We start from the raw sequence: 13889 nt of genomic DNA on the forward strand, positions 1-13889 counted from the left end.
GTCGAGGAGGATGCTCAATGACCGAAACGAAGGTGGTCTTCGACCCGTTTTCGCAAGATTTCTTCAACGGTGCGTGGGACACCTATCGGCGCATGCAGGAGGAGACGCCGGTCTATTACAGCGAGGAGTACGACTTCTACGCGCTGACCCGCCATGCGGATGTCGCTGCTGGGCTGAAGAACTTCGAGACTTATTCTTCGGCGTTCGGCATCGATCTGTCGATGGTGCGAACGGGTAAGCCGCCCGAACAACGCGCGATCATCTTCATGGACCCGCCAGACCATCGCCACATGCGCAGCCTGCTGAACAAGGTCTTCACGCCCCGGGCCATCCAGTCCCAGCGGGAGATGGTCATCGAGAAGATCGAAAAGTACCTCAGCAAGGTCGATCCGGACCGGTTCGACGTGGTGCAGGAATTCTCTGCGCCGTTCCCGGTCGAAGTGATCACCACCATGCTCGGGGTTCCCGAAGAGCATGCGCAGCAGGTGCGCATATGGATCGACGAGTCACTGCACCGCGAACCCGGTCAGGTCGAGGTGGGCGAAAAAGGCATGCAAGCCAACATCGCCACCGGAATGTTCTACTACGAACTGCTGCAGCAGCGCCGCGCCGAGCCGCGCAACGATTTGTTCACCAAACTGATCGAGGCCGAAATCGAACGCGAGGACGGCCAGACGACCAAGCTGGACGACATCGAAATCGCCGGATTCGCAACCTTATTGGGCGGCGCCGGTGCGGAGACGGTGACCAAGCTCATCGGCAACGCGCCGGTGGTGTTCGCGCGCTTCCCCGAGCAGTGGCAAAAGCTGCTCGACGACCGCAGCAAGATCCCGGCGGCCGTCGAAGAGCTCCTGCGCTACGAGGCGCCGTCCCAGTATCAGGTCAGGTGTTCGACGAAAGACGTGGAACTGCACGGCGTTACGATTCCGGCCGGTAAGCCGGTGTTCCTCATCAACGGCGCCGCCAACCGGGATCCCGCCGCCTGGACCGATCCCGACGAATTCAACATCGACCGCGATCGGCATGAAGCGCTGAACCTGAGCTTCGGCTACGGGATCCACAGCTGCCTGGGCGCCGCGCTGGCCCGCATGGAAAGCGTGCTCGCGCTGGAGAAGCTGCTCGACTTCATGCCGCGCTACGAGGTGGACTGGGCGGGCTGCAACCGCGTCCAGATGCAAAACGTCGCGGGGTGGAAGAACGTACCGGTGCGGGTGCTGCGATGAAAGTGCACGTGGATTGGGACCTGTGCGAAAGCAACGGCGTGTGTATGGGCATCGCCCCGGAGGTGTTCGAACTCGGGGATGACGACATGCTGACCGTCTTACAGCCCGACGTCGCGCCGGAGAACGAGGAGCTGGTGCGCGATGCGGTGCGTCAATGTCCCCGGCAGGCCATTTCGATCACCGAGTAGCCCGGTCAGCCCTCCCGGATCGCCTGCTCGGGACAGCATTCGATGGCTTCCCGCGCCGCAGCCTCGTACTCGGTGGGCACATCGGCCCTGACCGCTTCGGCGTAGCCGTCGTCGGTCAGGGTGAAGACCTCCGGGCACAACGTCAGGCACATGCCATGACCGCGGCAGCACTGGTCATCGACCCAGACCCTCATGCCGGCGTGAACTCCAGATGCAGTTCCGTCAGGCCGCGCAGGATGTAGGTCGGAACGTATTGGTAGCGGCGGTCATTCGCCGGACCATGCACACTCTCGTTGATCCTGATGTCCGATGTTCGGTCCAGGAGACGTTCAACGGCCACCCGCGTTTCGGCGCGCGCCAGCGGCGCACCCGGGCAGCTGTGAATTCCCCGGCCGAAGGAAAGGTGCTGCCGCGCGTTCTTGCGTGCGGGATCGAACGAGTCAGGGTCGGTGAACCTGCGGGGGTCACGGTTGGCCGCCGCCTGCAAGATCATCAACGTGGTGCCCGCCGGGAGGTCCACTCCACCCACCGTGGTCGGCACGCGCGACAGCCGGAAATCACCTTTGACCGGGCTTTCGATGCGCAGCGCCTCTTCGATGAAATTCGGGATGAGGCTGCGGTCCTTGCGCAATTGGCCCTGGATGTCGGGACGCTCGGCCATGGTCTGTAACGCCGCGCCCAGCAATCGCACCGTGGTCTCCTGGCCGGCGGAGAAGACGTTGCACGCCACCCGGGCCACGTCTTCCACCTCGGGGATGGACCCGTCCGGAAAGGTTGCCGTGGCCAGACCGGTCAACACGTCCTCGCGCGGTTCCCGCCGGCGCTCACGCACATAGTCGGCGAAGGTCCCGTACAGGAATTCCAGTGGGTTGTGCGCCAGCGTCTCCTTGCCGGTGCCTCCCACCCCGCCGCCGGAGTGCCGCCGGATGTTCTTGACGAATTGATCGCGATCTTCCTCGGGCACCCCCAGCAAATCCGCAATGACCAGCAGCGTGAAGGGCCCGGCGAACCCCTTGATGAATTCGCCTTCCCCCGGCGCCAGGAAGTCATCGAGGACCTGGTCGGCGAGCGCCCACATGGCGTCCTCGTTCTCTTTGAGGCGCTTGGGGGTGATCAGTCGCATCAGTAGCGAGCGGTGGTTGGTATGCGTCGGCGGGTCCAGGGTGGGCAACTGGTCGCTGAACGGCAACTTGTCCCGGTGCTGCTCGATCAGCTCAGTGATGTCGTCGCCCTCTAGGGGCACCGGAAATCCGGGAAACGGGCCGGTCACCGAGATGCACGAGGAGAACGTCTCGGCGTCGTTCAACACGCCGACGGCTTCTTCCCAACCGGTCACCATGGTGACGCCGTAATGGCTTTCGCGGGTGACGGGGCACTGCTGGCGGAGGGCCTCGTAGTAGGGATATGGGTTTTCGACGAGGCGGCCATCTCGGAAGAAGTCCATCTCGGCGAACTCGTTCACCATCCCAAGCTCCAATCTCAACAGTGAGAATGTGCCTCTCACATATGAGTATCAGATTTCCATAGCGGCTGGCTGCCGTCAACGCGTCGGTCAGGCAGGCAACAGGTCTGCCGCGACCGACGGGCAGGCCATCAGGCCACTGCGGAAGGGTTCGACCAGACCGACCGGGCTCGCCGCACATCCGGCCGCGGCCAGCGCCTGCGCCTTGAACTTCTGGGCCGCCATGCTCAATCGGTGCTGGACCAGCCCGACGCTGTCGTCCAGTTCGGCCGGCCAGGTATTGCCCCACAACGTGACTTCCGTGACGCCGTGGTCGAGCGCCTGCAGCACGCCACGACGCACCCGCGGGTCACATCCGAACAGATCCGCCGCGGCCGCCAGGGCCTGCGGGCGGTGCCGCGTGTCCACGGTGGCCAACGCGAAATCGAGGTCCAGCGCGCTGACCCCGAGAATGTGCAGCGGGCGGTCGTCGGGGCGGTTGGTCAGGTGGTCGGCGAGTAGCACGGTGACGTCCCAGCCCGCCATGGCCCGATCGAACAGCCAGCCGCCGGCGAACATGACGACATCGACAACGCTGGACGCCACGACGTCGAGCCGGTATCTCATGTCGTCCGGTGCGGGGAAAAGTCGCGCGCCAGTGTCTCCGCGTACTCCTTGAACACTTCGGTCAGCGGTATCGAAGGATCGAGCAACCATGTCATTTCCATTCCGTGAATGAAGGCGAGGATCTCCACTGCCTTGACGGCGGGGTCTATATCAGTGCGGTACCGGCCGGCCGCCTGTCCGCGGCGGATACCGTCGGCCACGATTTCGACCGCATCGCGCTGCCGGGCCACCAGACGGTCGTGCAGCACCGCGTCGGGGGCGATGTTCTCCACGAGCAGCACGGTGAAGGTGCCGACCAGCTCGGGGGCCCGGGTGAAGCGGTCGGCGACCTGAGCGATTTCGCCGAGCAGATCGCCGCCGCGATCGGAATGGGCGTCGTCGTCGCGGTCGCGGGCGTCGAGCACCGCATGCAGCAGCTGCTCTTTGGATTCGAAGTGATGCAGTAGGCCGGCCGGCGTGACCCCCGCTTCGCGGGCGATCTGGGCGAGCGTGGTGTTCCGCCAGCCGTTGCGCGACAGCAGCCGCTGCGCGACCGTGAGGATGCGCTGCTTGCGGTCCTCGCCCTTGGCCAGAAGCGAGTCGTAGGGCCGTACGTCAGGCAACCGGTTTCCTCGTCACATCATTGGGCCGAACCAACCTAGTGAATAAACAGTAGGTTGGTTGAGCGGCGGAGGCAAGGGGCTGTGCAGCCGGCGTCAGACGACCAATTCGACCAGGGTGGCGTTGGCCGTGCCGCCGCCTTCGCACATGGTTTGCAGGCCGTAGCGAATGCCGTGGTCGCGCATGTGGTTGACCATGCGGGTCATCAGCACCGCGCCGGACGCGCCCAGCGGGTGGCCGAGTGCGATGGCACCGCCCAGCGGATTGAGACGGCTGGGATCGGCTCCGGTTTCGGCCAGCCACGCCAGCGGCACCGGCGCGAAGGCCTCGTTGACTTCGAACACTCCGATCTCGTCCACGCCGACGCCCGACTTGGCCAGCACCTTTTCGGTCGCCGGGATGGGGCCGGTCAGCATCAGCACGGGGTCGGCCCCGGTGACCGCGCCGGCGCGATACCGAACGATGGGCACCAGATTCAGCTCGAGCGCCAATTCGGATGTGGTCACCAACAGCGCGGCGGCGCCGTCGGAGATTTGCGAGGAGTTGCCGGCGTGGATGACACCGTCCTCGGTGAACGCGGGCTTCAGTGCGGCCAGCTTTTCGACGCTGGTGCCGCGGCGCACACCCTCGTCGGTGGTGATCACGGTTGCGGCGTCGACGAACACGGGCACGATCTGTTCGGTGAAGGCGCCGCTGTCCTGGGCCGCGGCCGCCAGCTCGTGGGACCGCGCGGCGTACTCGTCGAGTTGGCTGCGGGAGAAACCCCATTTCGTGGCGATCATCTCCGCGGACAGGCCCTGGTTGAACGAGAAACCGTCATAGCGGTCAAGGACTTTCGGCCCATACGGCATCCCGGTGGCCCGCGCCGCTCCGAGCGGCACCCGACTCATCACCTCGACGCCACCGGCCACCACGACGTCTTGCTGACCGGACATCACCGCCTGTACCGCGAAGTCGAGGGCCTGCTGGCTGGAACCACACGCCCGGTTGACCGTGGTGCCGGGGATGCTTTCCGGCCAGCCGGCGGCCAGGACGGCGTAGCGGGCGATGTTGGAGGACTGGTCACCGACCTGCGAGACACAGCCCCAGATCACGTCGTCGATGATCTCGGGTGCGATCGCGGCGCGCTCCAGCAGTTCGTTGAGGACGACCGCGGACAGATCCGCCGCATGCATCGACGACAAACCGCCGTTGCGCTTACCTACCGCGGTACGCACCGCTTCGACGATGACTGTTTCACGCATCGCTCCAGTAAACGACGGCTCGCGTAGCGGACTGCACGCGGTCCGGCGCTTCAGTAACTGCGCGGCAGTTTCAGCGCGTGCGATCCGAGGAAATTGAGGATCATCTCCTGGCTGATCGGCGCGATCTTCATCAGCCGCGCTTCGCGGAAGTAGCGCGCGACGTGATACTCCTCGGCGTAGCCCATGCCCCCGTGGGTCTGCAATGCCCGGTCGGCGGCGGTGAAGCCCGCGTCGGCGCACAGGTACTTGGCCGTATTGGCTTCTCTCCCACAGGGTTTGCCGTTGTCATAGAGCCAGGTGGCCTTGCGCAACATCAGCTCGGCGGCATCGAGTCGGGCCAGTGAATCGGCGAGCGGGAACTGGATGCCCTGGTTCATGCCGATCGGGCGACCGAACACTTCCCGGTCGTTGGCGTACTGCACCGCCTTGTCCAGTGCCACGCGGCCGATACCGAGCGCCTCGGCGGCGATCAGCATCCGCTCGGGGTTCAGGCCGTCGAGGATGTACTGGAAACCCTTGCCCTCCTCGCCGATTCGGTCTTCGACCGGCACCTCGAGATTGTCGATGAACAACTCGTTGGAGCTGACGGCGTTGCGGCCCATCTTGTTGATCGGGCGGATGTCGACGCGGCTGCGGTCGAGATCGGTGAGGAACAGGGTCATCCCGTCGGTCTTCTTGGTCACCTCGTCATAGCTCTGGGTGCGCGTCAACAGCAGGATCTTGTCCGATTCCATGGCTTTGGAGATCCAGACCTTGCGGCCGTTGACGACGTAGCGGTCACCGTCGCGCTTGGCGAAGGTGGTTATGCGCGAAGTATCGAGTCCCGCACCGGGTTCGGTGACGCCGAAGCACACGTGCACATCACCCGCCGCGACGGGCGGCAACGTGCGCGCCTTCAGTTCGTCGGAGCCGTGTACCACCACCGGTTGCATCCCGAAGATGGACAGATGAATCGAGCTGGCGGCGTTCATCCCGCCGCCGGATTTGGCGACCTCTTCGAGCAGCAGCGTGGCTTCGGTGATGCCGAGCCCGTGTCCGCCGTACTCGGTGGGAATCGTCATGCCCAGCCAGCCGCCGTCGGCTATGGCGCGGTAGAACTCGGTCGGGAACTCGTGCGCCTGGTCCTTGGCCATCCAGTAGTGGTCGTCGAACCTGCGCGCCAACTCCGCGACTGATCGGCGAATCAGCTCCTGGTCTTCGGTGAGCTCAAACTCCACTGGCCACCCTCCTCTCAGCGCGAGCAGACGCAGAATCGCATGATTGCCCTTCGGGCCATGCGATTCTGCGTCTGCTCGCCGGGCGCGCTAGCGCCTCAGTCCTTGTTGCCGGTGAGCTCTTTCGCGCTGGCGGCGAATTCCGCGAACGACGAACCCGACCTGGTGTCCTTGTGGTGGCTGAGTGCCCGGATCGATACGTCGTGTCCTTCGGCGGCCTTGCGCAGTGCGCCGACCGTCGCCTGCTCCGGCGTGATGTGGGTGAACGGGTCGAACGAGTACCAGCGCATCGCGTTCTGGTGGGTGATCTTGTGGATCTCGTCGTCGGGCACGTTGTTGAGCGTCAGCACGTCCCACAGTTCTTCGGGGGCACCCGGCCACATCGAGTCGCTGTGCGGGTAGTCGGCTTCCCAGCAGATGTTGTCGATGCCGATCATGTTGCGCAGCGCCACACCCACCTTGTCACTGATGAAGCAGGTCAGGAAGTGGTCGCGGAAGACTTCGCTGGGCAGCTTGCCCTTGAAGTCCTGGTGTGTCCACGTGGAGTGCATCTCGTAGGTGCGGTCGGCGCGCTCGAGGAAGTAGGGAATCCAACCGGTCCCACCCTCGGACAGCGCGATCTTCAGGTCCGGGTATTCCTTGATCGGCCGTGACCACAGCAGGTCCGCGGCGGCCTGCACGATGTTCATCGGCTGCAGCGTGATCATCACGTCCATCGGCGCGTCGGGCGCGGTGATCGCCAGCCGGCCCGAGGACCCGATGTGCACGTTCATCACAGTGTCGGTGTCGCACAACGCTTCCCACAGTGGGTTCCAGTATTCGTTGTGGAAGCTGGGGTAACCCATCGCGGCCGGGTTCTCGGTGAAGGTCAGCGCGTGCACGCCCTTCTTGGCGACCCGGCGCACCTCGGCGGCACACGCCTCGGCATCCCAGATCACCGGTATCGCCATGGGGATGAACCGCGCCGGGTAGGCACCGCACCACTCTTCGATGTGCCAATCGTTGTACGCCTGCACCAACGCGATGGAGAAGTCGTGGTCCTCCGTGGCGAACAGTCGACCGGCGAAACCCGGGAAGGACGGGAAGCAGATCGACGCAAGGATGCCGCCGGCGTTCATGTCCTTGATTCGCTCGTCGACGTTGTAGCAGCCCGGCCGGATCTCGTCCAGACCCGTGGGCTCGATGCCGTACTCCTCCTTGGGCCGGCCCGCGACCGCGTTGAGCGCGACGTTCGGGATGACCGTGTCGCGGAACTTCCACATGTCCGAGCCATCGGGGTTGTGCACCAGCCGCGGTGCGTCATCGAGGTATTTCGACGGCAGGTGATTCTTGAACATGTTCGGCGGCTCGACAGTATGGTCGTCGACGCTGATCAGGATCATGTCCTCTTTGTTCATGACCGTTCCTTTCGCTTTGACCCCTCGGGTCTCTTGGCCTCTCGCGACCCGCCGCGCCGGCCCGGAAAACACACGGGCAACCCGCCTCATGTGCCACGCCCGCTACTGTGAAAACTATCTTCTCGCGAAGTGAGAATCAACATCCCCAGCGTGTACCTGGCCCCGCCATTGCGCAACCCAACCGGTCAGCCGGTCGGCCGCTCTGCGCATCGCGGTGCACCGCTCTGCGTGAGCATTGACCGGACGAGCGAATCGTGCAAGTCTGTTAGTTGGAAATGAGAATCTGATTCTCGCTCACCGAGAGGACAACGCAGGATGCGCCTGCCGCCGCTGCCCGCGGACCAGTGGGATGAGTCGGTCCAACAGGCGCTTTCCGGCATGTTGCCCGAAGAGCGCCGTAATCCCCGGGATGCCTCCAATGTGCTGGCGACGATGGTCAACCACCCCGCCCTGACCAAGGCGTTCCTCAAGTTCAACCTCCACCTGCTGTACTCCTCGACGCTGCCGCCGCGCCTGCGCGAACTCGCCATCCTGCGTGTCGCGCATCGCCGGGACTGCACCTACGAATGGACCCACCACGTCGATCTGGCCAAACGAGAAGGCATCACCGACGAGGAGATCGACGCGGTGCGTCAGCCGGGCGGGGCGCACAACCTGTTCGACGAGTTCGAGCGCACGGTGATCAGCGGTGTCGATGAACTAGACGAGAAGTCGGAGTTGTCCGACCAGACCTGGGCCACCCTCGGCGAGCGGCTCGATGACCGGCAGCGGATGGACTACGTCTTCACGGTCGGCTCCTACACCATGCTGGCCATGGCCCTCAACACTTTTGGCGTTCAGGTCGAAGCAGACCACGAAGGAAGGTGAAAACGTTGGCCCACTTCCCGAAGCCAGCCGCCGGAAGCTGGACAGAGAATTATCCCGAACTCGGGACCGCGCCCGTCGATTACACCGACTCGATCGACCCGGTGTTCTTCGAAGCCGAGCGCGACGCCATCTTCCGCCGCACCTGGCTCAATGTCGGTCGCGTCGAAAGACTGCCGCGCACCGGCAGCTACTTCACCAAGGAGTTGCCCTCGGCCGGACGTGGCATGTCGGTGATCATCGTCAAGACCAAGGACGGATCGGTGAAGGCGTTCCACAACGTCTGCCGCCACCGCGGAAACAAGTTGGTGTGGAACGACTTTCCGCACCAGGAGACCTCCGGCATCTGCCGGCAGTTCACCTGCAAGTACCACGCCTGGCGCTACAACCTCGACGGTGAACTGACCTTCATTCAGCAGGAAGAGGAGTTCTTCGACGTCGACAAGAGCGACTACGGCCTGGTGGGCGTGCGCTGCGAGGTGTGGGAGGGCTTCATCTTCGTCAACTTCGACCCGGCCGCCCAGCCGCTGGTCGACTATCTCGGGCCGCTCGCCAAGGGCATCGAGGGCTACCCGTTCGGCGAGATGACCGAGGTGTATTCCTACCGGGCCGACGTCGGCAGCAACTGGAAGCTGTTCATCGACGCGTTCGCCGAGTTCTACCACGCGCCGGTACTGCACCAGGGGCAGTACACCAAGGAAGAAGCCGCCAAGATCATGAAGTACGGCTTCGAGGCACTGCACTACGAGCTCGCCAGCCCGCACGGCATGATCTCCACGTGGGGTGGCCAGGCGCCGCCGGCAGACATGAACATGGTCAAGCCGATGGATCAGGTGCTCCGCAGCGGGCTGTTCGGACCCTGGGACAAGCCGGACGTCATCGCGAACCTGGAACAGCTGCCGCCGGGAGTCAACCCGAAGAAGGTCAAGCAGTGGGGCATCGACTCGTGGCACTTCTTCCCGAACTTCATGCTGCTGATCTGGGAACCCGGGTGGTTCTTGACCTATCACTATTGGCCGACGGCCGTGGACAAGCACATCTTCGAAACGAGCCTGTATTTCGTGCCGCCCAAGAACGCGCGGGAACGCTTGGCCCAGGAGTTGGCCGCGGTGACGTTCAAGGAATATGCATTGCAGGACGCCAACACGTTGGAAGCGACCCAGACGATGATCGGCACCAGGGTCGTCAGCGACTTCCCGCTGTGCGACCAGGAAATCCTTCTCCGTCATCTACACAAGGTGACCGGGGACTTCGTGAAGGAGTACGCGCACAATGGCGCTACCCGCTGAATTCGCCGCACTCGAACCGTATCTGGGCTGGGACCTGGCCACCGAACCGGAGCGGTACGCCAAGCGGCTGGCCTCCACGATGGCCGAAATGCAAGAGTTCTACGACGTCGCGTTCCCGCTCCTCAACGACGTCATCGCTTACTGTGACAAGTACCCACTAGACGATCTGCCCGAGGACGCACGCACGCTCATGCACATCATGCAGTCGCTGGTCATGGTCTCGTTTCCGATAGAGGCGTGGAAACAGCCGCGCGTCCCCGACAGCGGTGCCGCCTGGGTGGAATTGGTCAGGGAGCCGGTGATCTAACCGGTGCTGACGCTCAAGGCGGCAGGGCTGCTCGACGTCGATGCCGGCGAGATCGTCCGGCCGGGTGTCCTTCGCATCGACGGTGACCGCATCGCCGGTGTCGGCGGCGAAACCGACGGCGAAATCATCGATTTGGGCGACCAGGTGCTGCTGCCCGGATTGATGGACATGGAAGTCAATCTGCTGATGGGCGGGCGCGGAGAGAAGCCAGGCCTGTCCCAGGTCCAGGACGATCCGCCGACGCGGATGCTGCGCGCGGTCGGCAATGCCCGCCGCACCTTGCGCGCCGGTTTCACGACGGTGCGCAACCTGGGCCTGTTCGTCAAGACCGGTGGATACCTGCTCGACGTCGCGCTGGGCAACGCCATCGACGCGGGCTGGATCGACGGCCCGCGGATAGTGCCGGCGGGCCACGCCATCACGCCCACCGGCGGCCACTTGGACCCCACGATGTTCGCGGCGTTCGCACCGCACGTGCTGGATCTGACGGTCGAGGAAGGCATCGCCAACGGCGTCGACGAGATTCGCCGGGCGGTGCGCTACCAGATCAAGCACGGCGCTCAGTTGATCAAGGTGTGTTGCTCGGGCGGTGTCATGTCGCTGACGGGTCCCCCTGGTGCACAACACTATTCCGACGATGAGCTGCGGGCCATCGTCGACGAGGCGCACCGGCGCGGACTTCGGGTCGCCGCGCACACCCACGGCGCCGATGCCGTCAAGCATGCGGTCGCGGCCGGGATCGACTGCATCGAACACGGTTTCCTGGTCGACGACGAAGCGATCGCGATGATGGTCGAGCACGGCACGTTCCTGGTGTCGACGCGGCGACTGGCCGAGGGTATGGATGTCTCGCACGCTCCCCCGGCGTTGCAGGCCAAGGCCGCCGAGATGTTCCCGAAGTCGCGCACCTCGATACTGGCAGCCTACGAAGCCGGTGTGAAGATCGCCGTGGGCACCGATGCTCCCGCGATACCGCATGGCCGCAACGCCGACGAGCTTGTCACCCTTGCTGATTGGGGTCTTCCGCCGCTTGCGGTGTTACGGGCGGCCACGGTCACTGCCGCCGAATTGATCAACGTCACCGACCGGGGACGCCTGGCGGCAGGCCAGCTGGCCGACGTCATCGCCGTCCCGGGAAATCCATTGGATGACATCACGGTTACCCGCGACGTCAGCTTCGTCATGAAAGGCGGCAAGGTCTATGCCAACCAGAACTGACGACCTGGTGGAAATACAGCAACTTTTGGCCCGGTACGCCGTCACCATCACTCAGCAAGACATCGAAGGACTGGTCGGGGTCTTCACACCGGACGGCACCTACAGTGCCTTCGGCGACACCTACACCCTGGACAGGTTCCCCGAACTCGTGGCCGCCGCTCCCAAAGGCCTGTTCCTCACCGGAACCGCGCTGGTGGAACTCGATGGTGATGCCGCCAGCGGCACCCAACCGCTGTGCTTCATCGAACACTCCGCGCACGACATGCGAATCGGTTACTACCGCGACACCTACCTGCGAACTGCCGAAGGTTGGCGACTGAAAACCCGTGCCATGACCTTCATCCGGCGCAGCGGCGTACACGATTCCGGGCGTCCGCACGCCATCGGCCGCCCGGCCCCGTGAACGTCGAGCAGTTCCGGGCAGACCTACGAGCCTGGCTCGACGGCGCTGACCTGGCCCCGGGACCCGACCACTCGCTGCAAGCCCAACTTGGGCAACTCGCCCGGGTGCACGCCGCACTCTACGACGCCGGCTGGATGCGCTACGGCTGGCCGGAGAGAGTCGGCGGGTTGGGTGGTCCCCCACTGCTGCGCGCGATCGTCGGCGAAGAGGTGGTCGGCCGCCGGCTCGCCGAACCGGGCCCGTATTCGATGGTCGAAGTGCTCGCTCCCACCATGATCGACTACGCGCCCGCCGAACTCGCCGCCGAGATGGTCCCGCGACTGCTGTGCGGTCGCGAGCAATGGTGTCAGGGATTCTCCGAGCCCGGATCCGGCAGCGACCTGGCATCGCTGACCACTCGCGCCGTGCCCGACGGCGACAACTGGATCGTCAACGGCCAGAAAGTCTGGACCAGCTTCGCGCAGTTCGCCACTCGCTGCGTTCTGCTCACCCGGACCGCGCCCGGCCACGACGGGATCACGGCGTTCTTCGTCGACCTGGACACCCCGGGCATCACGATCCGACCGCTGCGCACCATGCACGGGGTCGACGAATTCTGCGAGGTCTATTACGACGACGTGGTGATACCGTCCGACCGGATGCTCGGTCAGCCCGGCGATGGCTGGCGGCTGGCGATGGATCTGCTGCCCTACGAACGCTCGACCTGCTTCTGGCAGCGCATCGCCTACCTGTATGCCCGATTCGACCAGCTCATTGCCGACGCCCGCGACGAGGACGACTTGTCGCTCGGCGCAGCCTATTTGGCGTTGCACACGGTGCGCTGCCGATCGCGGGCCACCCAGCACCGGCTGGCCGGCGGGGCACGGCTGGGGCCCGAGACCTCGATCGACAAAGTGCTGCTGGCCACCGCCGAACAGCGACTCTACGACAGCGTGCACGACCTGCTTCCCGGGACGCTGGAACTCGACGACACCGAGTGGCGATCGGAATATCTGTACTCGCGGGCGGCCACCATCTACGGCGGCACCGCCGAGATTCAGCGCAATATCATCGCGCGTCGACTGCTGGATCTGGGGAAGGAGTAGCGGCATGGACGAGTCGCTGCGCCTGCTGGCCGAATCGCTGCGCTCCACCATGGTCGGCGTCTCGGGTAGCAAGCTCGACGCGGCGCTGGCCGATCTGGGCTGGTTGGACATGCTCGACGAAATACCTACGGCCGCAGTCCCGTTGGTGTTCGGGCTGCTCGGGGAGACCGGTGCGCATGCGCCCATTGTCAACGATGTGGTGCTGAGCGCCGCCGGGCGGCCCGCGGGGGGCGCCGTTGCCCTGCCCTATGCCGGCGGGTCATGGGTGGTCTGGGAACGCAGCGATCCGAGCGGTTCCACCCTGGATGACTTGCCGATACGACGGGCGCCCGCCGGTGAACCGGTACCGCTGGCCGCCGGGCGTCGCGCGCTGGGCTGGTGGCTGCTGGGCACCAGCAGGGCGATGCTGAACCTGGCCCGCCGGCACGCGTTGGATCGCGTTCAGTTCGGACGACCGATCGCGTCCTTCCAGGCGATCCGGCATCGACTGGCCGAGACACTCGTCGCGATCGGAGGGGCCGAAGCGACATTGCAGGCCGCGCAGGACGACGAGGACCTCACCTGCTTACTGGCCAAGGCGGCGGCCGGTCAGGCGGCGTTGACCGCCGCTCGCCACTGCCAGCAGGTGCTGGGTGGGATCGGCTTCACCGCCGAGCACGCGCTGCACCACCACATCAAGCGCGCCCTGGTCCTCGACGGCCTGCTCGGCAGCTCCCGTGAGCTCACCAGCCAAGCGGGAAAGACGTTGCGCGACAAGGGCTTTGCCCCTCGGCTAGCGCAGCTCTAACC

General features: G+C 64.8%; 16 protein-coding genes. 9 read left to right on the plus strand and 7 right to left on the minus strand.

What is annotated here, in order from left to right:
* The first annotated feature begins 17 nt into the window (after positions 1-17).
* On the plus strand, positions 18-1223 hold the full coding sequence (locus tag I2456_RS22570; protein ID WP_085075349.1) for a cytochrome P450: 1206 nt from the start codon (positions 18-20) through the stop codon (positions 1221-1223).
* Positions 1220-1411: a ferredoxin gene (locus tag I2456_RS22575; protein WP_068031112.1), complete on the plus strand. Its 192-nt coding sequence runs from the start codon at positions 1220-1222 to the stop codon at positions 1409-1411. The genes I2456_RS22570 and I2456_RS22575 overlap by 4 nt, the downstream gene beginning before the upstream one ends.
* A gap of 5 nt (positions 1412-1416) precedes the next feature.
* On the opposite strand, the gene I2456_RS22580 is transcribed toward I2456_RS22575, so the two are convergent.
* The 7 genes from I2456_RS22580 to I2456_RS22610 form a co-directional block, all read right to left on the minus strand.
* Entirely contained in the window at positions 1417-1605 is a 189-nt protein-coding gene (locus I2456_RS22580; protein WP_068161861.1) for a ferredoxin, read from the minus strand.
* Positions 1602-2876: a cytochrome P450 gene (locus I2456_RS22585; RefSeq protein WP_068161865.1), complete on the minus strand. Its 1275-nt coding sequence runs from the start codon at positions 2874-2876 to the stop codon at positions 1602-1604. Before I2456_RS22585 ends, I2456_RS22580 begins: the two co-directional genes overlap by 4 nt.
* A gap of 87 nt (positions 2877-2963) precedes the next feature.
* The gene (locus I2456_RS22590) at positions 2964-3479 is read right to left on the minus strand and encodes a hypothetical protein (RefSeq protein ID WP_068161868.1); all 516 of its coding nucleotides are present in this window, start codon (positions 3477-3479) and stop codon (positions 2964-2966) included.
* Positions 3476-4081, minus strand: a complete 606-nt coding sequence (locus tag I2456_RS22595) for a TetR/AcrR family transcriptional regulator (RefSeq protein ID WP_085075350.1) — start codon at positions 4079-4081, stop codon at positions 3476-3478. The genes I2456_RS22590 and I2456_RS22595 overlap by 4 nt, the downstream gene beginning before the upstream one ends.
* Positions 4082-4174: 93 nt before the next feature.
* Positions 4175-5323, minus strand: a complete 1149-nt coding sequence (locus I2456_RS22600) for a thiolase family protein (RefSeq protein ID WP_068161871.1) — start codon at positions 5321-5323, stop codon at positions 4175-4177.
* 50 nt (positions 5324-5373) lie between these two features.
* Positions 5374-6540, minus strand: a complete 1167-nt coding sequence (locus tag I2456_RS22605) for an acyl-CoA dehydrogenase family protein (RefSeq protein WP_068031130.1) — start codon at positions 6538-6540, stop codon at positions 5374-5376.
* Positions 6541-6635: 95 nt separating this feature from the next.
* Positions 6636-7934 (minus strand): amidohydrolase family protein, encoded by a 1299-nt coding sequence (locus tag I2456_RS22610; protein ID WP_085075351.1) that lies wholly within the window; start codon positions 7932-7934, stop codon positions 6636-6638.
* Positions 7935-8249: 315 nt separating this feature from the next.
* On the opposite strand from I2456_RS22610, the gene I2456_RS22615 reads away from it, so the two are divergent.
* Genes I2456_RS22615 through I2456_RS22645 form a run of 7 tightly spaced genes read left to right on the plus strand, consistent with a single transcriptional unit; the run spans position 8250 to position 13887 of the window.
* Positions 8250-8801: a carboxymuconolactone decarboxylase family protein gene (locus I2456_RS22615; protein ID WP_085075352.1), complete on the plus strand. Its 552-nt coding sequence runs from the start codon at positions 8250-8252 to the stop codon at positions 8799-8801.
* A gap of 5 nt (positions 8802-8806) precedes the next feature.
* A complete protein-coding gene (locus I2456_RS22620; protein ID WP_085075407.1) occupies positions 8807-10087 on the plus strand; it encodes an aromatic ring-hydroxylating oxygenase subunit alpha in 1281 nt (426 codons plus the stop codon).
* A complete protein-coding gene (locus I2456_RS22625; RefSeq protein ID WP_068031140.1) occupies positions 10071-10394 on the plus strand; it encodes a hypothetical protein in 324 nt (107 codons plus the stop codon). Before I2456_RS22620 ends, I2456_RS22625 begins: the two co-directional genes overlap by 17 nt.
* Before the next feature lie 3 nt (positions 10395-10397).
* Complete coding sequence (locus I2456_RS22630) at positions 10398-11612, plus strand: metal-dependent hydrolase family protein (protein ID WP_068031144.1); 1215 nt, start codon at positions 10398-10400, stop codon at positions 11610-11612.
* Positions 11596-12015: a nuclear transport factor 2 family protein gene (locus I2456_RS22635; RefSeq protein ID WP_085075353.1), complete on the plus strand. Its 420-nt coding sequence runs from the start codon at positions 11596-11598 to the stop codon at positions 12013-12015. The genes I2456_RS22630 and I2456_RS22635 overlap by 17 nt, the downstream gene beginning before the upstream one ends.
* The gene (locus I2456_RS22640; RefSeq protein ID WP_085075354.1) at positions 12012-13100 is read left to right on the plus strand and encodes an acyl-CoA dehydrogenase family protein; all 1089 of its coding nucleotides are present in this window, start codon (positions 12012-12014) and stop codon (positions 13098-13100) included. The genes I2456_RS22635 and I2456_RS22640 overlap by 4 nt, the downstream gene beginning before the upstream one ends.
* Before the next feature lie 4 nt (positions 13101-13104).
* Positions 13105-13887, plus strand: a complete 783-nt coding sequence (locus I2456_RS22645) for an acyl-CoA dehydrogenase family protein (protein ID WP_085075355.1) — start codon at positions 13105-13107, stop codon at positions 13885-13887.
* Positions 13888-13889: the final 2 nt, after the last annotated feature.

Source organism: Mycobacterium kubicae (assembly GCF_015689175.1).
Classification (GTDB): domain Bacteria; phylum Actinomycetota; class Actinomycetes; order Mycobacteriales; family Mycobacteriaceae; genus Mycobacterium; species Mycobacterium kubicae.